Raw genomic sequence first — 23,741 nt, forward strand, 5'->3', positions numbered from 1 at the left:
GCCGAGATGATAGATGTTGACAATGTGATTTTGGGAATCGAGGGGGGCGGCACGAAGACGACTTGGGCTTTGGTGGCAGCGGAAGATGAGAGGGTCTTGGCGAGAGGAAAGACTTCACAAGGGAATCTGCAGGTGATGGGGGATGAGGAGCTGGAGAGACTGTTAGAGGGGATTGTGTGTGGGGTCGAGGGAGTGGTGAGTGTGAATCGGGTGAGAGGGATTGGCGCGGCGTTTGCGGGCTGTCATTTGGAACGGGAGCGGGAGCGGCTGAGGGGGGCTTTGAAGAGGAAGTTTCCGGATGCGGAGAGGATAGTCGTCGGCGAGGATACACATTCGGCGCTTGCGGGGGCATATGGTGATGGCGATGGGATCTGTGTGATTGCTGGGACTGGCTCGAATACGTTTGGCCGTAGGGGGCCTTATTTTGCTAAGGCAGGGGGATGGGGGCATTTGTTTGCGGACTTGGGGAGTGCATATGATACTGCTCGGAGGGGGTTGCAAGCGGTGTATGAGCATTATGATATGACGCGTGCGGTAAGTGAACTTGGGAGACGGTTTCTGGTGGAGACGGGGCAGAGGGATCTAGCAGATTTGGTTCCGTGGATGCTTGAGCATTCGAGCAAGACAGAGGTTGCGGGATTGGCGCGTTGTGTGTTGGCTGCGGCTGCGGAGGGAGAGCCTATGGCTTTAGTTGTGCTCAAGGACGGGGCACATGCTTTGGGGAAGAGAGTATGGGCTGTCGCAAGGCGGCTGGGGTTGACGGAACCTAAGGTGGGGTTGATTGGGGGTATGTTTGAACATAATCCGATGTATGTTGAGATGTTTAAGGAGGAGGTTTTGAAGTTGCTTCCGCAAGTGGACAGAATTTTTGTGTGTGAGACGCCTGGGGAGATTGGTGCGGTGCGGATGTTATCGAGCCATATTCCTTTGGAGATGAATGCTTGAGGTGTGGAGGGAATGAGTGTGAGAGGGGCAGTGGTGAGGTGTTGTATTTTACTTGTGGCATTGTGTGCGGGGTTGTGTCATGCACAAGGGAGTGAGAGTCGACGAGTGGCAGGGCCTGAGCCTTCGGTAAATGGTGCTGAAACGTTGTCGAACTTGGGGAGTTTTAGGGCTCGATATGAGCAGGCTGGAAGACCAAAGATAGTCGGGCTTGTGGTGCCGTATTATGATGAACTGTGGGGCGGAAAGTTTATAGGTGAGGGTGAGGAGAGGGAAGTGTATTTTAAGGCCGATGCCCAAGAGGATGGGGTTGGATTAGACGGCGGACGCTTGACAGAAGAGCAAATACGGGTGATTGAAGAGGCGTTTGAGTTGGTTTTTAAAAATGCTGGGGTAGAGATCGTTTTTGTGAGCTTCAGCAAAATTCAATCAACAGGGCGGAGTTGGCCGTCGAGGGATTTACTCTATCCGCGCTATGGGGAAGGGAACAGGTGGAGGGAGCTTGGAGATATGATTATCGAAATCGGGGCTGCTTTTAGAAAGGAGACACCGAGCCGTTGGGAAGTGGTGGCTTTGTTGTATGATGTAAGAAGGAATGGGGTCTTAGTTTTTAGTGTTAATTCGAATGAGATTTTGGGTTTTACGAATCGACAGCCGCCAAGAAGGGTGGAAGGGGTAACAAATTTGCGGACTGTGTGTCGGCGTGCGGCGAGCTATTTGATCCAGGGGGTGAAGTTGCCGGCTTTTGATTATTTGTATTGAATGCAGGGAGTTGTTTATGAAAGTGCGAGTAGGAGTCATAGGGGTCGGGCATATCGGTAAAGAGCATGTCAGGATTTATGCTGGGCTTCCGGGTGCGGAATTAGTTGGGATATATGATCTCGATAGAGAACGGGCAGAGCGAGTGGGGGCACGATATCGGGTTAAAGTATTCTCTGACTGTGCCGAGATGTGGTCGAATGTGGATGCCGTGAGTATAGCTAGTGTGACGTCATCGCATTATCCGATAGGCAAAGAGGCGTTGCAAGCAGGTAAGCATGTGTTAGTTGAAAAACCCATTACGGATAATCCTGGGCACGCGCGGGAGCTGGTCGAATTGGCCTCTGAGCGAGGGCTTGTCTTGCAAGTGGGACACGTTGAGCGGTATAACCCTGCATTTAAAAATTTTCTTCAATATCTGACTCAACCACGGTTTATTGAGGCTCATCGGCTTTCGCCATATCCAGAGCGGAGCACGGAGATTGGTGTGGTGTTGGATTTAATGATTCATGATTTGGATATTATTCTTCACATTGTGAGGTCACCAATCACTTTAATTGATGCGGTTGGGGTGCCTGTTTTGAGTCGTGATGAGGATATTGCGAATGTGAGGTTGAGATTTGCAAATGGGTGTGTTGCCAATGTGACGACGAGTCGCATAAGTCGGGAAAAACTCAGAAAGATCAGGGTGTTTCAGAGCGATGCTTATTTGTCGTTAGATTATCAAAATCAAGAAGGAGAAATATACCGTAAAAAGGAAGGGAAGATTATCCGTGAAAAGATCGAGGTGCATCGGGATGAGCCGCTGAAATTGGAACTAGAGTCGTTTATTGAATGCGTTCGCTTTGGAAGGAAGCCGGTCGTCAGCGGCGTAGAGGGTATGAATGCATTAGAATTGGCGATAGAGATAACACGTCGAATACAACAAACCTTATGATGGGGATAAACGAAGAGATAAATTCTGGTGGGGTGAATGTTTTTATCGTAGCTGGGGAGACTAGTGGAGATATTATTGGAGCTGAGTTGATTCGAGCTTTGCTCTCTGCTCATGAAAATATGCAGATCACTGGCTGTGGTGGTCCTCACATGCGTGCGGCTGGACAGCAACAGCTTATAGACTTAGTCAAATGTGCTGTTGTCGGTCTTGTGGAGGTTATAAAACATTATCCTCGCCTGCGTTCGTATTTTTCAGCGACTTTGAACTATATCCGAAAGAATCGGCCGGATGTTATTGTGTTAATAGATTATCCCGGATTCAATATTCGTCTGGCTCAGGCGATACGTAAAAAGTGGCCACGTGCAAAAATTGTTTTTTATGTGAGTCCACAGGTGTGGGCATGGCATGCCTCTCGGGCACAAGTGTTGGCTAGGACAGTAGATTTATTGATCAGCATTTTGCCTTTTGAAAAAGAATGGTATGAGCGGCACGCTCCCGGACTTCGAGTGGAGTGGGTTGGACATCCTATTTTAGATCGTCTAACGATTCAGTATCGAAGAGATATTTGTGTGAAGCTTGTCGGCTTACTTCCAGGAAGCCGAAAGAAAGAACTCGAAAATCATCTTCCGTTGCTGATTGACGTTGCGAATCAGATGTATGTTCGAGACCCATCCTTGCGTTTTATTTGGGTTGCTCCTGACGAGGAGCGCCATCAATACGGTCTTGAAATTATCAGCCCTTTGCGCGGGAATCTGCCATTGACGACGATCGCAGGTTATTCGTTGACGCAACTGAGTCGTTGTGAAATTGCACTTGTTGCGTCTGGCACGGCATCGTTGGAATGTGCATGCGTGGGGGTGCCGCAGATAGTTTTTTATCAAGTCAACCCGATTACTTACTGGGCTGCGAAGAAATTCGTTAAAATCAGATACGTGAGTATGGTGAATGTATTAGCCAATATGCCGATAATCACAGAGTTCGTCGGAGACAGAATTGATTCACGTGAGTTAGCCAACGCGGCTTTGAGCTTGCTTCAACATCCGGTCAAACAAAAGGCGATGATGGATCGTGTGCAGGAGGTCGTTGCAAAACTGGGCACTCCGGGTGTGGCAGATCGAGCTGCAAAGCTGATATTGGAGCTGGTAGATGAGGCAGGTTGATTTAACGCGCTCCGTAATAAGCTTTGAGGCCTGCGACAACAGCGTCAGCATATTCGCGAAAAATGCTTTTTCGTTTCTTCCCTGCGATTTCTAATTCCCCGGCGTAATCGCCTGCTTGGATACGGGCATAAACTTCTTTGTTATTCATCACATAAGGCTCCAAAAAAATTACAGGGCATTCGTATAATCGATTGGCTAGTAGATTTCTGGCCCATACCCACCCGCTTTTTCCTACTGTAATCGCGTTTTTCCCTTTGTAAACATAACGCGGTAGCCCAGTCGCTTCTGCTAAATATTCGGCGACGACTTCGCTGGCCTCAATTTCAGTCATCCAGGACCGATTCAGCAATTTTTTTAGCATTCCGAAGCGCACATCGTCTAGCCGCAGCTCATCTGCCATGTAACAACCGTTTACAATTAAATGTAAATGATTGTCGTCCCGTAGTCGTGGTGCTGAAGGATCTCCCCAAGCCTCTGCATTGAAATGGAGACAAACGACGACATCGGGCTTTAAAATTTCATTTACGAGACGTGCACGCTCGCGAATCTCGCTAGCTCGATAATAAAGCCTTTCGGCTTGCCATCGGACTGTGGAAAATCGTTTAGGGTCGTTTATACCGAAATAGTTTTGTCTTGGCGTTTTTACTCCTGATCGCAAGAGCAAGTCTCTTGCGGCCGGATATAAGTCAAAAATGTTTACCTTTGTGACGGGCTCGTTTTTCTCTCGCACGAGTGAGACTCGAGCACCAAGAGCGACTAGCTGGGGGTAGATAAGTTTAGCTACTTTCAGCGTGAGTTCCCCCTCACAGATAGGCTCAGCTTCTCCTATGCGGAACCAACGTTCCTCCATACGTGCCCACCTTCCACCGATGTGACCAGGATCAATTGCAATATGTAGTCCCTTCAAGGGCTTATCCGCTGGTGCCCGAGGCAACTCGTGCCGATGTCGCCAATATTTTTTAACATTTGATCTGTTTTCTTGATCTGCAGTTTTGAATTGAAGACGGTAGTGATTTTCAACGTTCGGCCACGAGACTAGAATTCTGGCGTCTTCTGGATTCACGCTTATAGTTTCGATCGAGGCGCGGTTGGGGGCAAAAATTGTATCTAAAAGATGCTTGAATTCTTCTTGCGTCATGGTGCGTTGATATGGATCGAGCAACGACCAATCAGGTGGAGAAGCGAGAGGACTCAAATTTTGGCCGGCGACGAGGGTATCCTGGTCTGGTCTGATGAAAAACCAGCAGAGCAGAAAAAATACTGAAAATCTTTCGCTGGTTAATTTCATAGCGCGCGCTTACAATCTGGCCATTTCAACATTAGACAAGTCTTGATTTTATTAAAAAACGCTTGCTTGAGGCATCCTTCGTGCTAGTAGTTTAGACATGTTGCATGCTGCAATTCAAAATTCCGCTCGATCAATTTTGTGCTTGCTAGTTCCTCAAGTTGTTTCTTCAAAATAAGATCTGTCCATGGAAAACTTCCCGCGTCTTGCAGCAATTATCTTGCATCATCGTCAAAGGTATCTCTGCTAACCAATCTTCTCACTGTGTCTCAAGCGAAAAAATCTTCCAATTCTAAGCACGCAGTCCGCGTCAACCAAGCCATCCGTGCTCGAGAAGTGCTTGTCATCAGTCAGGATGGCCACTCTCTAGGCGTAATGCCTATACAAGCCGCCTTGCAAAAAGCGCAGGCTGCCGGCCTTGATCTGATTGAAATATCCGCCAACGCCAATCCTCCTGTTTGCAAAATTTTAGACTACGGAAAATATCGTTACGAGCAGTCCAAGAAAGAAAAAGAAAGTAAAAAACATAACACTGCAGCCAAACTCAAAGAGCTTTACATTCATATGAATATCGAGCCGCACGACTATGAGATCAAACTTCGTGCCGCTGAGCGTTTCTTGTGGAAGGGAATGAAAGTCAAATTCAATCTCCCCATGCGAGGGCGAGAGTTGATCCATAAAGACTTAGCTGAAGAACTGATGCAAAGGGTGCGTGAGGATATGGCGCACATCGGCGTTACAGAAGCTGAGCCAAAACTTGTTGGCAAAAGTATCACTATGCTGCTAAACCCATTGCCCTTGCAAAAGCGCTCCAGAAAATACACTACGAGCGACGTTGCAGAAGAAACTGAAGAAAACGAAAGCAATGTGAATCACTCCAATACTCCAACGCCTTCTACTCCTGCCAACCCCATAAATTCAAGTAATACAAATTATGCCTAAACCCATCGCACGCAGAAAAACAAAAAAAGCAGTTGCCAAGCGATTCAAAGTGACAGCGACTGGAAAAATCATAACCTCGCGCGCTGGTCGGCGTCACCTCGCCAGCACTAAGAATCGAAAGAAAATGCGTTCCCTCGGGAAACCCAAACCACTCGATCCGTCTGATTACTCCCGCATAGTTGAGAACCTGCCCTTTGGTGGTCGTTGAGACGAGATTAGGGCATTCTCACATTCACTCCTTGGCGACGCAGAAAAGCTTTTAATTCCGGGATCCGAATCTCCCCGGAGTGAAAGACTCCCGCAGCGAGGGCAGCGTCGGCCTTACCTTCCGTCAATACTGCTAAAAAGTCTTCCATTTTTCCGGCTCCTCCACTGGCGACAACGGGCACTGATACTCGAGTGGAAACTTCTCGAGTTAACTCAATATCATATCCCGTTTTCATCCCATCACGTTCGATACTATTGAGAACAATCTCACCTGCGCCGCGCTTTACTCCTTCTTCAATCCAAGCCAGCGCTTCAAGGCCTGTCTCCTTTCTTCCGCCTTGGACGTAGACGGTGTATATCCCTCTGGCGTTTTTCTTCACATCTACTGATAAGACGATGCATTGGCTGCCGAAAATTTCTGCGCCTTCGTTGATCAGGCGTGGGTTCAAGACTGCTGAGGAATTAATGCTCACTTTGTCGGCGCCAGCTCGTAAAAGCTGACGCATGTCTTCAACTGTGCGAATGCCGCCGCCTACTGTCAAAGGCATGAAGCATTTTTCAGCGGTGCGCTCGATCACCTCGAGCATGTATTTGCGTCCTTGAGCAGAGGCAGTAATATCGTAGAAGACCAGCTCATCGGCGCCGTCTTCGTTGTAGCGCACGGCTAATTCGACTGGATCTCCTACGTTCCGCAATCCTCCTTCTTCTGCACGTCCGAATTGTTGACCGCGCGTGACGCGGCCATCATGCACATCTAGGCAGGGGATAATTCTGTGTGTGAACATGACCTAATGTTTGAAATGGCGTTGACCCGTGAAAATCATGGCGAGGCCAAGGCGATCAGCGGCTGCAATTACTTCTGAATCACGGACACTTCCGCCGGGTTGAATGGCTGCGGTGGCGCCAGCTTCAGCGGCTGCTATCAATCCATCGGGGAAAGGGAAAAACGCATCAGAGGCGACTACGCTACCTTTAAGGGAAAGTCCGGCTTCACTAGCTTTCCAAACCGCTATTTTTGAGGCATCTACACGGGACATTTGGCCAGCACCGATTCCTAGTGTGCGGTTTTTTTGTGCGAAGACGATGGCGTTGGAGCGAACATGTTTCACCACTCGCCAGCTAAACTGCAAGGCGGCGCGTTCATCGGCCGTAGGTTGCCTTTGAGTGACGGTGCGCCAGGATTCGGTCGATCCAAAATCGGCTTCTTGTGCGAGAAGACTGTCACCGACGATCGTGCGAAATTCTGTATGAGTCAGTTTTTGAAGCTTATTGACGACCAGGCGAAGATTCTTTTTCTTTTGTAGGATGTGCAAGGCTTCCGCGCTGAAAGCAGGTGCGATGATGATTTCGCTGAAAATTTCAGCGATCGCTTGTGCTGTGGAGCCATCGAGCTCGCGGTTGACGATGATCACACCTCCGAATGGAGCTTGACGGTCGGTTGCGTAGGCAAGCTCCCATGCCTCGTGAAGAGTGCTTCCAGAGCCTACGCCGCAGGGGTTGTTGTGCTTGAGAATGGCTAGTGTTGGTTGTTCTGGGAATTCGGAGATGAGTTGGACGGCGGCAGAAAGATCGAGCAGGTTATTATACGAAAGCTCTTTACCTTGGAGTTGCTGGAAGTGTTGGAAAAAATCACCGTAGAGGGCTGCGGTTTGGTGGGGGTTTTCGCCGTAGCGAAGCTCTTGTGCTTTTGAAAAGCTTAAGATGAGTTTTTCGGGGAAACGCTGAGTGGTCGAGGATTGCGTCAGGAGATAGTTTGCGATGTGGCTGTCATAGGCTGCGGTGTGGGCGAAGGCTTTTGCAGCAAGGCGCAGACGTGTCTCGGGAAGGGTTGTTCCTTGGTAACGGTTGAGTTCATCGAGGATCGCGGGGTAATCTTCGGGATCGACGATTACTGTCACGGTAGCATGATTTTTAGCTGCGCTGCGAATCAAGGCTGGGCCTCCGATGTCTATTTGCTCGATGGCTTGTTGGTAAGTGCAAGATGGTCGAGAGATGGTCTTGTGGAAGGGATAGAGATTTACTACGACTAGATCGATTGGCTCTATCCCTTGGATAGTGGCTTGGGATTGATGAAGGGGATGCTCGCGTTTGTAGAGGATTCCGCCGTGGATTTTGGGATGGAGCGTTTTTACCCGGCCTTCAAACATTTCTGGGCTGCCTGTGTAGGCTGCGATATCGATGGCTGGGATAGAGGATTCACGGAGGGCTTGTGCCGTCCCGCCGGTCGAGAGTAGGCGAAAACCTATGGCATGGAGACCTCGCGCGAAATCTATGAGCCCTTGTTTGTCGGATACGGAGAGAAGGGCAAATGGTTTCATCGACGACATGCTGGAGCTAAGGGCTGGAGGGAGGCGTCAGTGGTGTAAATTTTGGGCGTGGGAGTGTTTTGCCAATCGGTGATGTGGATGCAAGGGGCGTCGTGGTAGGTGTCCCAGCTTAGTGTGCCAATGAGGGAGAAATTTTCGGGTGGCGCTGGGCGATGAGCTTGGCCGAAGGCAAGGGCATGGAGCTCGCCATGGTGGGTTTTGATGAAGAGTTTGAGGTGGTTGCGGCCGAAGGTCTGTGGGGGGCGAGATTGGTGGATGTTACGGAGGAGGAAGATAGGCTCGGGATTGTCGCGCCCGAATGGGCGGAGGGTAGCGATTTCGTGGTATAATTCCTCTGTGACTTCGTCGGGTCGGAGTTCAGCTGAGATTTTAATTTCTTCTTGTAGGTGCTCGGGTGATAGTTGTGAGCGGGTCCAAGCTTCAAAGGCTTCTTTGAAGGCGTGGAGATTGCTTTCGTGTAAGGTGAGTCCTGCGGCGTATTCGTGGCCTCCAAATCCTGTGAGGTAGCTAGAGCAAGCGCGTAGTCCCTCGACTAAGCTGCAACCTTTAATGCCACGGCCACTGCCTTTGCCCATGCCTTCTTCGTCAAAGCCGATTACGAAGGTGGGGCGGTAGTAGAGGCGTTGTATGCGAGCGGCGACGATACCGATGATGCCGATGTGCCAGCCGCGAGAACCTAGCACGATGCTGTAGTCGCGGTCGGGATCGAATTCGGCTTCGAGTTTTTGTAAGGCTTCTTCGATGATGGTCGCTTCAGCGGATTGTCGTTGGCGGTTGTGGAGGTCGAGCTCTTGAGCAATTTTTTCGGCGCGGTGATAATCCTCTGTGAGTAAGAGCTCGAGGGAGAGGATGGCATCGGCCATGCGGCCGCTTGCATTGAGGCGTGGACCAATGCGGAAGCCGATGTCATCGGGCTCGGGGGCATCATCGATGCGGCAGATGTCCATGAGGGCGCGGAGGCCGAGGTTGCGGGTTTGGGCGAGTTGTTGGAGGCCACGGTGGACGATGATGCGATTTTCGCCTATTAGGGGGACGATGTCGGCGATGGTGCCTGTGGCGGCGAGATCGAGGAAAGATTTAAGATCTAAGTTTTCCCGATGTCTGGGTGAGAGCTTGAGGAGGCCATGACAGACTTTGAAAGTGAGTCCGGCCGTGCAAAGATACTCGAGTCGGCCGTCGCGGTGTGGATTGACAAGGATTGATGGGGAGGGGAGTTGGGGGGGGAGCTCGTGGTGGTCGATGATGATGACGTCGATGCCTTTTTGGGCGAGCCAGGAGACTTCTTTGTGTGAGGTGGTGCCGCAATCTAGCGCGATAAGGAGATTGGGGCGATGTTCTTGAATGCAGCGCTCAAGCGCGGACTGGCTTAGCCCGTAGCCTTCGTTTATACGGTGGGGGAGGAAGTATCGGGGGTTGCCTCCTTGTGCGCGCAAGCAGCGAGTGAGGATGGTGGTAGAGGTGATGCCATCGACGTCGTAATCGCCGTAGAGAGTGATGCGTTCGTTCTTGGCAAGGGCTTGGGTGATGCGGCGGACTGCACGCTCGAGATCGGTGATTAGAAAAGGATCAGAAAGATCTTGAAGGCGTGGATTGAGGAAACGAGAGGCGGACGCAGGGGTATGGTGGCCGAGCTGAAGAAGGAGTTGTGCAAGGGTGGGGGAGATGTTTAGTTGCCTTGCTAAGGGTAGAGTGTCGGGATGTGTTTTGGCTAGGCTCCAGCGAGCTTGCCGAATGGGTGTGGGCATGGATTGGGGCGGTTTTAGAAAGCTTAGATTTTAGGAGGAAATAGGGGATGGAGTTGGATTGGAGGGAATTGGAATTCTTTTTGACGGCCGGAGCCAATAAATCAGTGCTGGAGCAAAAAGATGAGATGTGAACATGCCAGTGAGAACACCGACGAGCATTGTGAGGGCGAAATTATGAATTATGCTACCGCCGAAGAAGAGAAGAGCGAGGATTGCAAGGACTAACGTGCCTCCTGTGATAAGGGTGCGGGCGAGTGTGAAATTGAGGCTTTCGTTTATGATATCTATCAACGATTCATTTTGCCTTAATTTCAGACCTTCGCGGATGCGATCAAAAATGACGATTTTGTCGTTTATGGAGTAACCGGCGATCGTGAGGAAAGCGGCAATGAGAGGCATGTTGATTTCTACTCCGAGGCTTGCGATGATTAAAAAGGTCAAGGTTACATCGACAATTTGTCCGATTGTGGCGGCAAAGGCAAATGTCCAATTGTAGCGAATCATCGCGAATATGAGAATCCCGATCAGCCCGAAGCTTATGGATAGGATGGCGCGGTCTCGAAGCTCAGAGCCTACTACTGGACCCACTCGGTCGAGAGCTACTTTCTGTAACCCTGCTTCTGGAAATTGATTTTGTAAGATCTGGAAAACTGCATCGCCGTTTTCGTAGCGTGTCTGAATGATAAAAAGGTTTTCTTCAGGGAAGGTAGAGATGTTTCCAGTGACTTCTTTTTTATCTTGAAGGGTCTTGCGGATGTCTTGGATGGGGATGGGTTGTTGGTAACGGATGGTGACCGCATCGCCACCGAGGAAATCTACTCCGTAGACGGAAGAGCCTTTTTGTTGATAGATGATGAAGGTTGCTAGAAACACGACGGCAAGAAAACCTGCCGAAAATAGGCGAAGGGAGAGGAAGTTGAGTTTTGGATTATCGATAATCTGGAACATTGTGAGATGTTTGGGCTGAAATTTCGTGATGAGCCATTCCATGGCATTGCGTGTAACGATGAGAGCGGAGAAAAGATTAGCTATAAGCCCCAGAGTCAAAGTTACAGCGAAGCCTTGAAGGGGGCCAGTTCCCAAAAAGATGAGGATTACGGCGGGAATCAACGTAGTGACGTTAGAATCAAAAATAGCATTGAAAGCTCGCTCGAAGCCTGCGCGATAGGCGATCGGAATCGGAGTGCCGCGTTTGAGTTCATCTCGAATGCGCTCGTAAATCAGGACGTTGGCATCCACTGCCATGCCAATAGTCAAGATGATACCCGCGATCCCCGGTAGCGTGAGGGTGAATTGGAATTGGGCGAGAAACCCCAACAGCAGAAAGATGTTTATCGCTAGAGCTATCACGGAAATTATGCCAAGAAGATGATAATACAGAACCATGAACCCCACGACTGAGACAGAAGCGATTATTCCAGCACGTATTCCCCCCTCAATCGAGTCTGTGCCTAATGTGGCATCAATTGCACGTTCTTCGAGAATTTTTACGGGTGTCTCCAGGGGGTTTTCCAACACGCTGGCCACCTCTTCAGCCTCCTGGGGAGTCATGCCGCCGCCTGAAATCACGGCTTGTCCAAAGATTGCTTGATTGATAACCGGTGCGCTGCGCACCTCTCCGTCTAGCACGATGGCTAGGCGATTGCCGATATTTTCGGATGTGAGTTTACCGAAAGCTGCTTTGCCCTCTTCTGTGAATTCAATTGCTACATTTGCTCGGCCTATTTCATCAAAGGTGCGGTAGGCTTGCGCAACAGCTTTACCGGTTAAGTCAGGTTTACGTTTCACCACGATTTTCTCTCGCACTTCGTTCCCCTGTCGATCGCGTTCCACAAAGTCCAATATCTCATAGTCCAGTGGCGGACGCGTGCCGTTCTCCTTAAATTCTCTGATTAACTCTTCATTTTCGGGGTGCACCAACCGAAACTCAAGCTTCGCTACCCGCGAGAGCTGTTGACGAGCAGCAGCTTTGTTTTCCTCAGACAAGCCGGGGATTTGAACGCTAATCCGATTCGTCCCGACAGGTTGAATAATCGGCTCCGTCAGCCCAAAATTATCCACGCGCTTACGAATCACTTCCACAGCTTGATTCAGTGCCGCCTCAGACGGTGTGCCATCGAGGCCAATTAAAAACGCTGTTCCGCCCTTCAGATCCAAACCCAATCTTATATTTTTATCGATGGGAAATAACGATAGCCCACAACATGCCGCGATGCTCAAAATACAAGCCAGCCCCACTCGCAAGCGAGTCTCCATTTCATCTGTAGCAAGATACCAAATCAAAAAAACTAAGAAACCTATCGCCGTTAAAAAAAGTAAAGCTGTGTGCATGGAAGTTATGGAGTTCGTTAAAGCAAGAAAAATAGGTAAGCTCCACAAAAAAGTCATCAGCGAAAATTTAAGCACTTCACCCCTTCTCCTGTTTTGCCTTTCCAGGTTGCCATATAATTAACAAGCATAACCCCAGCCCAAACCCAGCTAAAGGCACAATCAAAGCCCCTCGCAAGCTCCACAGGCTAGCCACTTCGCTAAAAAGCGGCAGAAAAACAACAGGCGCCAACTTCCCCGCGCATCCCCAAAATCCAAAAACCCTCCCCGCCTCGTCCCCCCTCGTAAAACGACTCAACGCCGCGCGCACCCCCGTCTGCACGCCACCAATTCCATACCCAGCGCAAGCCGCCACCCCATAAAACATCTCCACACTCCTCACCCCATAACACCCCACCACTGTCCCGCACCACAACACCAGCGTGCCGATCAACGTCACCCTCCACCCCCACCGATCCTGCATCCACCCCGTCACCAGCGCCCCTAAGATCGCCGCAAATTGCAAAGCCATAAACATCACCGTCAACTCCCCCCGCCCCATCCCAAGCTCAGCCTCGGCAAAAATGCTAGAAAAATAAACCACCGTCGCCAACCCACCACTGATCATAAAAAAAACAACCAACATCCAACGAATCTCCCCCGACTCCTTCAGCGGTCGGATCAACTCATCCCACCGCGCCCTCACATTCAGACCTCCCCCCCTCTCCGCTCGCCTCACTCCGCGCTCCCTCAAAATCAAAAACGTCGGCAGACTCGCCAACGCAAAAAAAATCCCCGTCAACACAAACGCCCACACCTCATCCTCACACTGCCGCGCAAGTATCAAGCTCAACAATCCCCCCACATAACCAATCCCCCACCCGTAAGACGAAATCCGCCCCACATTCTCCCGCGTCGAAATCTCCGGCAAAAAACTCGCCACAAAATTCTCCCCGATCAAAAAAGCCACATTCGCCAACACAAACAACCCCAACCCCCACAACCACGCCTCCGCCGAAATCCACCCCAGCGCCACCGTCCCACCCACACACACCACCGTGCTTCCCAACAAAAACGCCTTCTTACACCCCGCACGATCCGCCCACAAACCCAACCACGGCCCCAGCACCACCACCAATCCATTCGCCACCGCCCCTCCCCACCCCCACAACCGCTGCCCCACCTCAACACTCGGAGCCAACGCATTCACAAAATACACCGGAAACAACACCGTCACCATCACCGTCGTAAACGACGAATTCGCAAAATCAAAAAAAGCCCACGCCACCACCTCCCGCCGCCGCACCATTCCAGCCTCTGCTTTCATCCCCCCACCTCGTCCCTCTGAGCCCCCTCCACACGCTTCGCCAGCTCACGCAAATAACTAAAACTATACAACCCCGTCTCGTGCCCATCCCCCCACATCAACTGCAACGCATAATTTCCCACCCTCCGCCACCCCCTCAACACAAAACCTTCAGCGCCCACCTCCCGTCGCGAAACCAAAAGCCCCTGCCCCCTCACATCCGGCTCACCCCTACACACCGCACAAGGACAATGCCTCCGCAAAAATTCCCCCTCAAAATAACTCTCCCAGCCATCAGACCACGCAACCGCCACCCCCCCAGCACACTCAGCCACAGCAACAACATCCACACCCGCACTCATACCCCCCACAAACTGCCGCCCCGCCAAAAAAAGTTCAACAAAATCACAAAAATAATTTGCGAAACTGACAATCCTATGAGATTTTAACGAATACCCCAACTATGTCACCAAACCCCAAAAAATAAATCATCCCAACACAAATCAAAAAAAATTCTAACCCCCCTACAGTAAGCCTTCTAACTCCTATGACTCCGCCAACCCCACACCATCCCCTCAAAACCCTCCTCAACCCAATACTCACCCTCCTCACCCTCACCATCCTATCCCCAACTCTTGCCCCAACCCAAACCGTCTGGGTCTCCCGCTTCTGGCACAACCACCAACCCATCTACTGGCCAGAATGGAACACCAATGGCTCCCAAACCAACCGCGTCCAATACGCCTGGGACTCCATCGTCCTCAAGCCCACCCAAACCTACCCCAACAGCACCGCCCAACATCCCGAAAACAACCTCGTCGAAATCTTCAGCAACGCCGACCGCGTCGCCGCCTACCAAGGCCGCCCCCGCGATGCCCTCCAAAACATCAACTCCGCAGGCGGCTTCGCCATGAGCTACTCCGGCTCCCTCATCGACAACGTCCGCCAACTCGCCGCCCACAACCAACTCGGCTACGGCCCAGGCTGGTGGGACGGCAACCGCCAAGCCCGCGGCTGGTCCACCCCCTCAGGCTCCCCGCGCCTCGACCTCGTCGGATTCACCTACCACCACTCCCTCGGAGCCGTCCTCCCCAAATCCGTATTCCGAAAAGAAATCCAACTCTTCAAACAAGCCTGGTGGAAAGCCTGGAACGGCAACATGGACCTCTCCGACCACTCAAAGGGCTTCTTCCCCACCGAAATGGCCTTCACCATACCCATGATCGACGTTCTTGTCGACGAAGGCTACCAATGGGTCATCGTAGCCAGTCACCATCTCTCCCGCACCTGTCCTACCTACTTTGACCCATCAAGAATCAACCCACCCAGCAAATTCGACATCAAATACTCACCCCCCAACAAAGCCGACCTCCTCGGCCCCTCCCCCACCACAGGCTGGTGGTTCGGCGAGCCCAACCCCGGCCAAGCCGCATGGAACGTCTCCCCCTTCGCCTATCAACTCCACCGCGCCAAATACGTCAACCCCGCCACCGGCCAAGAAAAATCCATCATCCTCGTCCCCTCAGACGACGTCCTCTCCTACCGCTATGGCTATGCCAACGAAGGCATCTCCAAAATCCAAAACCACATCGCCCCCTTCGCCACCGACCCCAACCGCCCCGCCATCGTCCTTCCTGCCACCGACGGCGACAACGCCTGGGGCGGTGGATACGACTCCTGGATGGTCGCCACCCCACAACTCTTCTCCAACTCCCAATCCGCAGGTTACAAGATCACCACTATCCAAGACATGGTGAACCAAAAACCACCCCCCCCAGGCCAATTCGTTCACATCGAAGCCGGCTCTTGGATATTCCCCGAAATGTGTTACGGCTCACCCTATTTTCTCAAGTGGATCGAGCCACCTCTTAAGTCCGGGTCGCCCACGGCTTACCCGAACACTATCGTTGATCTTGAGACACCTGGCTTCGCCCTCAAATTCTGGAGCTGGGCGGCTGTCGTCACTGGCGCCAACTGGGTTGAAACCGCCGAGCAAATCTGGAAAGGCGACGGCGGCACCGTCGAAGCCTGGAAAATACAAGCCCCATACGACTGGCACGGCCCCTACACAAATCCCAACATAGTCGAATTAGCCTGGCACATCTACCTCAAAGGGCTTGACTCCGGCTTCAACTACTACGGCGGACTCGGCAATGACGACGAAGTCAAACCCTCCCTCGCCACCCTCCGCGCCATACAAAAACTCGAGCCCTACATCAACGCCAACCTCCACAAAGACCAGACCCCCCCCACCGTCTTCTACCCTCAACGATTCCCATGGAATCCCGGTGGCTGGACTTTTGGATGGTTTAACCCCGTTCCCGGCAACAGCAACTACCTCAAAAAAATGAACTCCGAGTTCTACATCTGGACGCATGTTTACGACGTCTCCGGAGTCCAATCCGTCAACCTCAAAATCCGCATGGACAATGATGGCGTCAACACCCTCGCCAACAACCAAAACGAGACCTATGCCGGCGGCCCTGACGTCGGCCCCTGGATAACCATCCCCATGACCAAACGCACACTGCCTCGCACACGAGCTGAGCTCAACGCTGCCGCCAACAACGCACAAATCAACTACTTCATCGAACTCCCCCCCGGCAAACTCGCCGACTACTACTACGCCAAAATCCACGACGGAAACGTCCCCAACTTCCGAGGCAAACTCTTCGACTACTACATCGAAGCCACCGACACCAAAGGCAACATAGCCCGCACCGACATCCAACACGTCTTCGTCGAAGACGATGGCAACACCCCCACAATCCCCGCCACACCCACCAACCTCCAATCCACAACCCCCTCTGCCACACAAGTCAATCTCACCTGGAACGCTGTCCCCGGCGCCACACAATACGAAGTCAAACGCAACAACGTCCTCGTCGCCACAGTCACAACCAACAGCTACAACGACACCAACCTCATCCCACAAACCCAATACTGCTACACCGTCGCCGCAAAAAATACGGCCGGCACCTCCCCCGACTCTGCACCACACTGCGTCACCACACCCGCAGCCGTTCCACCCCCCACGCCCACGGGTCTCACGGCTACAGCACAAAATCACACAACTGTCATCATCACATGGACAGCCACTCCAGGCGCCGCTCACTACACCCTACGCCGCAACGGCAACATCATCGCCAGCAACCTCACAAACACAACCTTCACCGACACCGGTCTCTCACCCCTCACAACCTACTCATACACCCTCCAAGCACACAACATCTACGGCAACTCTGCTCAAACGGCTCCCGTCACCGTCACAACTCCCTCAGCCCCCATCAACTTCAACATGGATGGCCAATTCGAACACCCAAACTACCTCATCGCCGATAACGGCATGCGCCTCTATGCCGCCGTCCGTGGCACCAAACTTTACGTCGCCACTTGGGCCACAGGAGCCTCTCCAAGCTCAAACGATCACTTCATCTATATCTCCGACTCCCTACTCTCTTCAGCCACCACACCCGCAGTCTGGGCTAAAGCAGGACAAATTGCCATTCCACCCAACAAGCCTTACCTCGCCGGCGAGGGCACGAACAACTACCGTGCATGGTTCAATGCTGGCACCACACACCAAAGCGCTGAAGGCACTGGCCCACAAGCTCTAGAGGGAGTCATCGATCTGGTGGAGGCCTTCGGTCAAGTCCCGCAAAACCTTTACTTTGCAGCCGTTGCATACGGCAACCCCGACGGTGCCGGCATCGCAGCCCAAGTCCCAGCAGGAAACGGCAACAACAACCTCGAGCCAAACGAATGGCTCCACATGCCCACAGTAGCCTTACGCGACGAAAATGCAGATTTCATCTTTGATCGCCTCGATCCAGAGCGCGATTTCGTGATCCAACACACGATCACCGCATCCGGAAACCTCCAGCTCACCTTCAACACATTCCCCGGTCGCACCTACCAAGTCCAACACTCCCTAAATCTAACAACCTGGACCGACATAGGCACCCCCATCACAGCAGGCCCCGGAGAAATCACAAAAACCTTCACCCACACCGCTGCCGTCAACAACCATCAACGAAGCTTCTACCGCATACGCCTCAACCCATAAGCCTTCACAGCAACACCCTTGCCGCTTCAAAAAAACTGCGCTTGCATGAGCGTGCCCCATAAGCCGACTCTTGCGAGTCTTATTCAAGAAGGAGCTGAAAGATTAAGCTCTGTCCAGGGCATAGAAAACCCACGACTCGAAGCAGAGACCCTCGCAGCCCATATCCTCGGCATATCACGCATGACTCTGCTTGCGCAGCTCTGTCATCTTGCAATTTCCGATTCAGACCAAGAACGTTTTCTTCAATTCATCGAGAAGCGCGCCGCAGGAGAACCGATCGCTTACATCACACAGCAAGCTCAGTTTCTCCATCACACACTTTACGTCGATCCAGCCGTTCTGATTCCTCGGCCGGACACAGAGTTACTCTTTGAGACAGCCGCATCACTCTTCGATCCAAATCAAGGCTCATGGCTAGATGTAGGCACGGGCTCAGGTGCCATTGCCATAGCCGCGGCAGACCGTTTCCCAAATGCTAAAATCTATGCCACAGACATCTCTGCAGCAGCACTTTCCGTCGCTCATCGCAACGCCTGCAACTACCCACAGATCACCTTTTTTCAGGCTGATTTACTCCAAGGCCTTCCCCTCACCGAGTGGAAACCTTATCTTGTTACCGCCAATCTTCCTTACCTTCCAAGTGAAGATTTATCGCGCCTCGCCCCACATGTGCAGCGAGAACCCCGACTGGCACTCGACGGAGGACACGATGGCCTAGAGATCATCCGCCGCTTCATATCACAAGCCTCTACAGTAGCCATTCCCGTGCTTGCATTAGAAATTGGTGACGGGCAGGATGAGCCCGTGTTGGCACTCATGCAGACCCACAACTATCAACCAATCCACAGACTCAGTTTCCTCGTCGGTCCGACTCGCGTAATTACGGCAGCCCACAGCTCCTCAATTTCTATCCATGGATAAATTTATCATCGAAGGTGGCCACAGACTTCAAGGTTCTCTCACCGTAAGTGGATCGAAAAACTCTGCTCTACCAATCCTAGCCGCGACACTTCTGACTCGAGAACGTTGCGTGATCCACCGCGTGCCCAATCTCTCGGACACCCGCCACATGCTCGAGTTACTTCGTTATCTCGGCGCTGAAGTCTATTACGAACAGGGCACCGTCATCGTCCGCGCTGAGACAATCCATGCACAAGCACCTTACGATCTCGTCCGAAAAATGCGCGCTTCGATTTGTATTCTGGGCCCACTTCTTGCGCGCTGTGGATACGCCCAAGTCTCGCTTCCTGGCGGATGCGTGATCGGAGACCGACCGATTGATATCCATCTTCATGGGCTGAGAGCGCTTGGCGCTACAATCACCACAGAATCGGGCAATATCCATGCATCAGCTACGCGGCTTGTAGGGCAAGAAATCTTTATGGGAGGAAAGTTTGGCTCCACAGTCCTCGGCACGGACAACGTCATGATGGCGGCCACGCGAGCCGATGGGACGACGATCATCGAAAACGCAGCTTGCGAACCCGAAGTAGTCGATCTTGCACAAGTCCTCTGCAAAATGGGCGCATCCATACAAGGAGCAGGCACACGCCGAATCGAAATCCAAGGCGCTCGCGAACTACACGGCTTTGAACACACCATCATCCCAGATCGAATCGAAGCTGGCACATTTATGGTAGCCGCCGCCATTACGCGCTCCGCTATCCAAATCCGCGGCGTCTGCCGCAGTCACATGCAAGCCATCCTCTCACAACTTGAAGCCTGTGGAGTCCGATTTAGTGCGGAAGGACAGACTCTGAGCCTCTCCGTCCCTGAGAAACTTAATGCGCTCGAAATTGCTACAGACACCTATCCAGGCTTCCCAACCGACATGCAAGCGCAGTTTTGTGCCCTTCTCTCGATCACTTCAGGGATCAGCGTCGTCACAGACAAAATCTTCCCTAACCGCTTCATGCACATCAGCGAGCTCAAACGCATGGGCGCACAAGCCGATCTACAAGGCAACACAGTGATCATCAAAGGCGTTCCCTACCTTTCCGGAGCGCCAGTGATGGCATCGGATCTGCGTGCCTCGGCTGCACTGGTTCTCGCTGGGCTTGCAGCCAAAGGCAATACAGAAGTGTTGCGGGTCTATCACATCGATCGAGGCTATGAACGGATCGATGAAAAATTGCGAGCGGTCGGAGCCGTCATTAAGCGTGTCCCTCAATAAATTTCTAGACCATATGCCACGCACTGTCATCTACCCAGGGACCTTCGATCCGATTACTTACGGGCATCTCGACGTCATCGAGCGAGCGGCACAACTCTTCGATCACGTCCACATCGCCGTAGCAATCCACACGCCTAAGACGACGCTCTTCAATACAGAAGAACGATGCGCTTTGATCGCGGCCAGCTTAAAGGAGATTCAGACCTCGACCCCGATCACAGTCGCCGCTTTTGAAGGCCTCTTGATCGATTACGTACGAAAACAGCAAGCCGTAGCGATATTGCGCGGCTTACGAGCAGTGTCCGATTTTGAATATGAATTTCAACTAGCGCTAATGAACCGAGAGTTGGCTCCAGAGATAGAGACACTCTTTCTCATGCCTCGGGCTAAAAATTCATTCATCAGTTCAACACTAGTGAAGGAAATCGCACGATTGGGCGGCAACGTCGAGTCGTTTGTCCCGATGCCCGTGGTGGAGGCTTTTAAGCGCCGGTTCAGTTAGGCCTCTTATTTACTATAAGTGTAGGTGGGGGGAGGGGAGTTTAAAAGCCATGATGAGGCGGATTACGAATAGGTCCAGCGGAGTTGCCGTGGGCGCTGTTTCCGCGGCCGCGGACAATCTGGGCTCCTTGGTCATAGTCGTATCCCCAGAGACCGTTTTTGTTCGATCGGTTGAAATTGAGTTCTGGTTGGGTATCGGCTCCAGAGATCATGATGCCTGTTTCGAAATTGTTCTCGACAAGGTTGGCGTTGGCCACGCCTTTTGCTCCGTCCATGAAATGGATTCCGCGGGCGTTGTTGCGACGGATGATATTGTAATTCAGGATTGGAGCGGTGTCGGGATCAAGGACGACGATGCCGTCCCATGCGTTGGACTCGATCGTGTTGCTTTGTGCCAGACCTTTGGCTCCGCGGCTGAAGGCGAGACCGCGGCGACCGTTATCTGAGATGGTGTTGGAGTAAATGAGAGGGTTGGTTTCTGGGTCGAAAACGCCAACGCCATCCCATCCGTTTGCGATTATGATGTTTTTGCGAATAGCGGCACGCGCTCCTTCGGCGATAACAACACCTGTAAGCTCATTGCTTTGGATTTGGTTTTCAATTAAGACGACTTGCGCTTTCTTGCCTACAACGTGAACTCCAAATCCTCGATTTCGTTGTATGTGGGATTGAATGATTCGCGTAGTGGTGTCTCCGGTAATTTCAATCCCGGAGCCTTGTGAAAATTGGAAAATGCAGCGTTCAATAGTGGGGCTTGCATCAGCGATGAATAGGAGAGCGGCTGGCTCGTCGGATTTGTAATCAGGAAGGTGTTCGAATGTGAGAAAGCTTATGCGCGGAACAGCACCGTTGCGGACTTGAATGACAGGCGAGTCTGCATCAGTGCGAAGGGTGACGGTGCCTGGCTCGGTGGCTCCGATTTCAATCGTTTTGTCTATGACGAAGCTTTCTTCGTAGGTGCCGGGTGCAATGATGATTTGATTGCCAGGGACTGCAGCTTCAATTGCTTGCTGGATGGTAGGGTATTGGTCTGGAACGCGTAAAATGGTGCGTTTTCGTTCTGGACGAAGCCATTCGAGGCTTTTGTCGTGTTCCCATGGGTATTCTTGGATTATTTCGGTAGGAGCTTCTGTGGTAGATATGGAGCTAGGTGGGTCATCTTGTGAGACATTATCCTCATCGACTGGCAATGCTGGACGCGAGAGGTTGACGAGAAACGGGACAGTTTGAAGGCCGCTCTGGACCGGTTTTTGGTAGGTGAAATGGTGGGTAGTTTTGATCGGGCTTAGGATATAGTCTCCTGTGGTTTTTAAGACCCAGATCCCATATAGGGTGATAATTAGGAGTGTGAGGGAAATAAAAGCGACTAGAGCATGCTTGTAGGGGAAGTGTAGTTCTTCGCCGTGGGATGAGAAGGCTTCGGGGCGTTCCATTCAAATACTGGCTACTTCCTCCTTAAGGCAATCTGTAGTCTAGACGAGTCAAGACGCTTTATCAAGAAGCAGTTCAGCGATTTGAACGGCGTTCCAGGCTGCTCCTTTGAGGAGTTGATCGCCAGAGATAAAGAGGGCGAGCCCTCGTGGGTGAGAAAGATCTTCACGAATGCGTCCGACAAGAATCTCAAGTTGGCCTGAAGCTTCAATCGGCATTGGGAAATGATTCGTAGCGGGATCATCTACGAGGCGGATGCCTGGGGCGCGAGAGAGAATTTCACGAGCTTCTGCAGGGCTGAGTTTACGTGCTGTCTCAATGACGACGGATTCAGAATGGGCGCGGAAAACCGGGACGCGAATGCAAGTGGCGCATATGGGAAGATCGGGGAGATGAAAGATCTTACGAATTTCTTGGCGGACTTTGTTTTCTTCGTCGTTGTAGCCGTTGTCGGCGATGGGGGTGTTGTGAGAAAAGAGGTTGAACGCGATCGGATGAGGGAAGACGCTGCATGTGAGAGGTTCATTTCGCAGATATTGAGCAACTTGCTTTTCAAGCTCAACCATTGCTTGTGCCCCCGCGCCACTCACGGACTGATAGGTGGAAACGATTATGCGCTGGATGGTAGCAGCCTGGTGGAGCGGCCATAAGGCTACTGCAAGGATTGCAGCAGTGCAGTTTGGATTCGCGATGAGCCCTCGATGGGTGGAGAGGTCTTGAGGGTTGACTTCAGGCACAACAAGTGGGATCGCAGGATCCATCCGAAAAGCTGAGGAGTTGTCAATTACGATGGCGCCCGCGGCTTGTGCGTGCGGGGCGAATTCGCGTGAACGCGAAGCGCCAGCGCTGAAGATGGCGATATCTACGCCGCGAAAGGATTCGGTCTTTACAGGCTGAACCGGAATGGACTCGCCTCGAAAGGACAGAGTTTTTCCTGCAGAACGCTCCGAGGCGAGGAGTGTGAGTTGGCGGATTGGGAAATTGCGTCGTTCAAGAGTGCGAATAACTTCTTGGCCGACGGCTCCCGTTGCGCCTAAGATAGCTAGGTGAATTGGCGGCTTAAGCATGAGATGAGGATCAGGGATTGGCCTGAGATGGATCTTTATCTGGTGAACTAGATTTTTTATCTGGGGCGGATTCTTCCTCAGGAGTAGATGTGGGAGGCGATGAGGGTGCAGGGGGGGGTTCAGGGGTCATCGCGGTGTTTTCCTGTGATGAAGGAGACAGAGAGCTCGGAAAAGGAGAGGCAAGTGTAAAAGCCCGGATAATTTCTTGTGTGAGCGGTTGTATCACGGAAGGATCGGTGGAAGCGGAGATTAATTGTGGAGAGATGCTGAGTAGGGTGTTATTGAATTTTTGGCCTGCCTCGGTCGAATAGAAGTTTACGATTGTTTGGAGATCTTGGATGGAGAAGGATGAAAAAGTGTCCATGTAAATTTTTTCGATCCGTGGAATTATGGCAATGGAGAATTTTTGTGCAGCTTCTGCGAGTGATTTCTTAAGAGTCGCTTGACCGTCAGTAAATTGTTGAGCGAGGAGTGCGAGTTGCGCAGAGGCAGATGCTGAGAATTGATCTGCGATGGTTTGTGGGTCATTCGCTTTGGTGAGGGAAAGGAGCTGGCGGATGAGTTGCTGTTTTGATGAGGTTTCATC

20 protein-coding genes are annotated in these 23,741 nt (G+C 51.8%); 10 read left to right on the top strand and 10 right to left on the bottom strand.

Going from position 1 to position 23,741, the window contains the following annotated elements:
• The first annotated feature begins 6 nt into the window (after window positions 1-6).
• Genes NZM04_04790 through lpxB form a run of 4 tightly spaced genes read left to right on the top strand, consistent with a single transcriptional unit; the run spans window position 7 to window position 3,798 of the window.
• The gene (locus tag NZM04_04790) at window positions 7-945 is read left to right on the top strand and encodes a hypothetical protein (protein ID MCS7063351.1); all 939 of its coding nucleotides are present in this window, start codon (window positions 7-9) and stop codon (window positions 943-945) included.
• Between the two features lie 12 nt (window positions 946-957).
• Window positions 958-1,704 carry a hypothetical protein gene (locus NZM04_04795; protein MCS7063352.1) on the top strand — a complete coding sequence of 249 codons (747 nt, stop codon included), beginning with the start codon at window positions 958-960 and terminating at the stop codon, window positions 1,702-1,704.
• 16 nt (window positions 1,705-1,720) lie between these two features.
• Window positions 1,721-2,638, top strand: a complete 918-nt coding sequence (locus NZM04_04800) for a Gfo/Idh/MocA family oxidoreductase (GenBank protein MCS7063353.1) — start codon at window positions 1,721-1,723, stop codon at window positions 2,636-2,638.
• On the top strand, window positions 2,635-3,798 hold the full coding sequence (gene lpxB / locus NZM04_04805) for a lipid-A-disaccharide synthase (protein ID MCS7063354.1): 1,164 nt from the start codon (window positions 2,635-2,637) through the stop codon (window positions 3,796-3,798). Before NZM04_04800 ends, lpxB begins: the two co-directional genes overlap by 4 nt.
• Window position 3,799: 1 nt before the next feature.
• On the opposite strand, the gene NZM04_04810 is transcribed toward lpxB, so the two are convergent.
• On the bottom strand, window positions 3,800-5,086 hold the full coding sequence (locus tag NZM04_04810; protein MCS7063355.1) for an N-acetylmuramoyl-L-alanine amidase: 1,287 nt from the start codon (window positions 5,084-5,086) through the stop codon (window positions 3,800-3,802).
• A 261-nt stretch (window positions 5,087-5,347) separates the two neighbouring features.
• Here NZM04_04810 and infC point away from each other — a divergent pair, with 261 nt between their 5' ends.
• Together infC and rpmI are read left to right on the top strand one after the other, a co-directional pair.
• Complete coding sequence (gene infC, locus NZM04_04815; GenBank protein MCS7063356.1) at window positions 5,348-6,025, top strand: translation initiation factor IF-3; 678 nt, start codon at window positions 5,348-5,350, stop codon at window positions 6,023-6,025.
• Window positions 6,018-6,233 (top strand): 50S ribosomal protein L35, encoded by a 216-nt coding sequence (rpmI, locus tag NZM04_04820; protein ID MCS7063357.1) that lies wholly within the window; start codon window positions 6,018-6,020, stop codon window positions 6,231-6,233. Before infC ends, rpmI begins: the two co-directional genes overlap by 8 nt.
• Before the next feature lie 7 nt (window positions 6,234-6,240).
• Here the strand turns inward: rpmI and hisF are convergent, their stop codons facing one another.
• The 6 genes from hisF to NZM04_04850 form a co-directional block, all read right to left on the bottom strand.
• Entirely contained in the window at window positions 6,241-7,017 is a 777-nt protein-coding gene (gene hisF, locus NZM04_04825) for an imidazole glycerol phosphate synthase subunit HisF (protein MCS7063358.1), read from the bottom strand.
• A 3-nt stretch (window positions 7,018-7,020) separates the two neighbouring features.
• Window positions 7,021-8,559, bottom strand: coding sequence for a bifunctional phosphoribosylaminoimidazolecarboxamide formyltransferase/IMP cyclohydrolase (purH, locus tag NZM04_04830; protein MCS7063359.1), 1,539 nt, complete (start codon window positions 8,557-8,559; stop codon window positions 7,021-7,023).
• Complete coding sequence (gene recJ, locus NZM04_04835; protein ID MCS7063360.1) at window positions 8,547-10,304, bottom strand: single-stranded-DNA-specific exonuclease RecJ; 1,758 nt, start codon at window positions 10,302-10,304, stop codon at window positions 8,547-8,549. The genes purH and recJ overlap by 13 nt, the downstream gene beginning before the upstream one ends.
• A 30-nt stretch (window positions 10,305-10,334) precedes the next feature.
• Entirely contained in the window at window positions 10,335-12,635 is a 2,301-nt protein-coding gene (gene secD / locus NZM04_04840; GenBank protein MCS7063361.1) for a protein translocase subunit SecD, read from the bottom strand.
• 76 nt (window positions 12,636-12,711) lie between these two features.
• Window positions 12,712-13,938 carry an MFS transporter gene (locus tag NZM04_04845; GenBank protein ID MCS7063362.1) on the bottom strand — a complete coding sequence of 409 codons (1,227 nt, stop codon included), beginning with the start codon at window positions 13,936-13,938 and terminating at the stop codon, window positions 12,712-12,714.
• Window positions 13,935-14,279, bottom strand: coding sequence for a DUF971 domain-containing protein (locus NZM04_04850; protein MCS7063363.1), 345 nt, complete (start codon window positions 14,277-14,279; stop codon window positions 13,935-13,937). Before NZM04_04850 ends, NZM04_04845 begins: the two co-directional genes overlap by 4 nt.
• A gap of 185 nt (window positions 14,280-14,464) precedes the next feature.
• On the opposite strand from NZM04_04850, the gene NZM04_04855 reads away from it, so the two are divergent.
• From NZM04_04855 to coaD, 4 genes are read left to right on the top strand one after another with little or no spacing between them, the layout of a single operon-like run.
• Complete coding sequence (locus tag NZM04_04855) at window positions 14,465-17,983, top strand: hypothetical protein (GenBank protein ID MCS7063364.1); 3,519 nt, start codon at window positions 14,465-14,467, stop codon at window positions 17,981-17,983.
• A 45-nt stretch (window positions 17,984-18,028) separates the two neighbouring features.
• Window positions 18,029-18,904 (top strand): peptide chain release factor N(5)-glutamine methyltransferase, encoded by an 876-nt coding sequence (gene prmC, locus NZM04_04860; GenBank protein MCS7063365.1) that lies wholly within the window; start codon window positions 18,029-18,031, stop codon window positions 18,902-18,904.
• Window positions 18,897-20,156 (top strand): UDP-N-acetylglucosamine 1-carboxyvinyltransferase, encoded by a 1,260-nt coding sequence (gene murA, locus NZM04_04865; protein MCS7063366.1) that lies wholly within the window; start codon window positions 18,897-18,899, stop codon window positions 20,154-20,156. Before prmC ends, murA begins: the two co-directional genes overlap by 8 nt.
• A gap of 13 nt (window positions 20,157-20,169) precedes the next feature.
• Entirely contained in the window at window positions 20,170-20,658 is a 489-nt protein-coding gene (gene coaD / locus NZM04_04870; GenBank protein MCS7063367.1) for a pantetheine-phosphate adenylyltransferase, read from the top strand.
• A 40-nt stretch (window positions 20,659-20,698) separates the two neighbouring features.
• Here the strand turns inward: coaD and NZM04_04875 are convergent, their stop codons facing one another.
• From NZM04_04875 to NZM04_04885, 3 genes are all read right to left on the bottom strand, one after another.
• Window positions 20,699-22,090 carry a right-handed parallel beta-helix repeat-containing protein gene (locus tag NZM04_04875; protein ID MCS7063368.1) on the bottom strand — a complete coding sequence of 464 codons (1,392 nt, stop codon included), beginning with the start codon at window positions 22,088-22,090 and terminating at the stop codon, window positions 20,699-20,701.
• 48 nt (window positions 22,091-22,138) lie between these two features.
• Entirely contained in the window at window positions 22,139-23,155 is a 1,017-nt protein-coding gene (locus NZM04_04880) for an aspartate-semialdehyde dehydrogenase (GenBank protein ID MCS7063369.1), read from the bottom strand.
• A 10-nt stretch (window positions 23,156-23,165) separates the two neighbouring features.
• A partial coding sequence (locus NZM04_04885) for a DUF2059 domain-containing protein (protein ID MCS7063370.1) occupies window positions 23,166-23,741 on the bottom strand: 576 nt, incomplete at its 5' end.

This window comes from Candidatus Methylacidiphilales bacterium, from assembly GCA_025056655.1.
Lineage (GTDB): Bacteria > Verrucomicrobiota > Verrucomicrobiia > Methylacidiphilales > JANWVL01 > JANWVL01.

Excerpts from the sequence above, each read along its gene's own strand:
- NZM04_04790 (MCS7063351.1), top strand. The coding sequence starts at position 7 with ATGATAGATGTTGACAATGTGATTTTGGGAATCGAGGGGGGCGGCACG.
- NZM04_04795 (MCS7063352.1), top strand. The coding sequence starts at position 958 with ATGAGTGTGAGAGGGGCAGTGGTGAGGTGTTGTATTTTACTTGTGGCA.
- NZM04_04800 (MCS7063353.1), top strand. The coding sequence starts at position 1,721 with ATGAAAGTGCGAGTAGGAGTCATAGGGGTCGGGCATATCGGTAAAGAG.
- lpxB (MCS7063354.1), top strand. The coding sequence starts at position 2,635 with ATGATGGGGATAAACGAAGAGATAAATTCTGGTGGGGTGAATGTTTTT.
- NZM04_04810 (MCS7063355.1), bottom strand. The coding sequence starts at position 5,086 with ATGAAATTAACCAGCGAAAGATTTTCAGTATTTTTTCTGCTCTGCTGG.
- rpmI (MCS7063357.1), top strand. The coding sequence starts at position 6,018 with ATGCCTAAACCCATCGCACGCAGAAAAACAAAAAAAGCAGTTGCCAAG.
- hisF (MCS7063358.1), bottom strand. The coding sequence starts at position 7,017 with ATGTTCACACACAGAATTATCCCCTGCCTAGATGTGCATGATGGCCGC.
- purH (MCS7063359.1), bottom strand. The coding sequence starts at position 8,559 with ATGTCGTCGATGAAACCATTTGCCCTTCTCTCCGTATCCGACAAACAA.
- recJ (MCS7063360.1), bottom strand. The coding sequence starts at position 10,304 with ATGCCCACACCCATTCGGCAAGCTCGCTGGAGCCTAGCCAAAACACAT.
- secD (MCS7063361.1), bottom strand. The coding sequence starts at position 12,635 with ATGCACACAGCTTTACTTTTTTTAACGGCGATAGGTTTCTTAGTTTTT.
- NZM04_04845 (MCS7063362.1), bottom strand. The coding sequence starts at position 13,938 with ATGAAAGCAGAGGCTGGAATGGTGCGGCGGCGGGAGGTGGTGGCGTGG.
- NZM04_04850 (MCS7063363.1), bottom strand. The coding sequence starts at position 14,279 with ATGAGTGCGGGTGTGGATGTTGTTGCTGTGGCTGAGTGTGCTGGGGGG.
- NZM04_04855 (MCS7063364.1), top strand. The coding sequence starts at position 14,465 with ATGACTCCGCCAACCCCACACCATCCCCTCAAAACCCTCCTCAACCCA.
- prmC (MCS7063365.1), top strand. The coding sequence starts at position 18,029 with ATGAGCGTGCCCCATAAGCCGACTCTTGCGAGTCTTATTCAAGAAGGA.
- murA (MCS7063366.1), top strand. The coding sequence starts at position 18,897 with ATGGATAAATTTATCATCGAAGGTGGCCACAGACTTCAAGGTTCTCTC.
- coaD (MCS7063367.1), top strand. The coding sequence starts at position 20,170 with ATGCCACGCACTGTCATCTACCCAGGGACCTTCGATCCGATTACTTAC.
- NZM04_04875 (MCS7063368.1), bottom strand. The coding sequence starts at position 22,090 with ATGGAACGCCCCGAAGCCTTCTCATCCCACGGCGAAGAACTACACTTC.
- NZM04_04880 (MCS7063369.1), bottom strand. The coding sequence starts at position 23,155 with ATGCTTAAGCCGCCAATTCACCTAGCTATCTTAGGCGCAACGGGAGCC.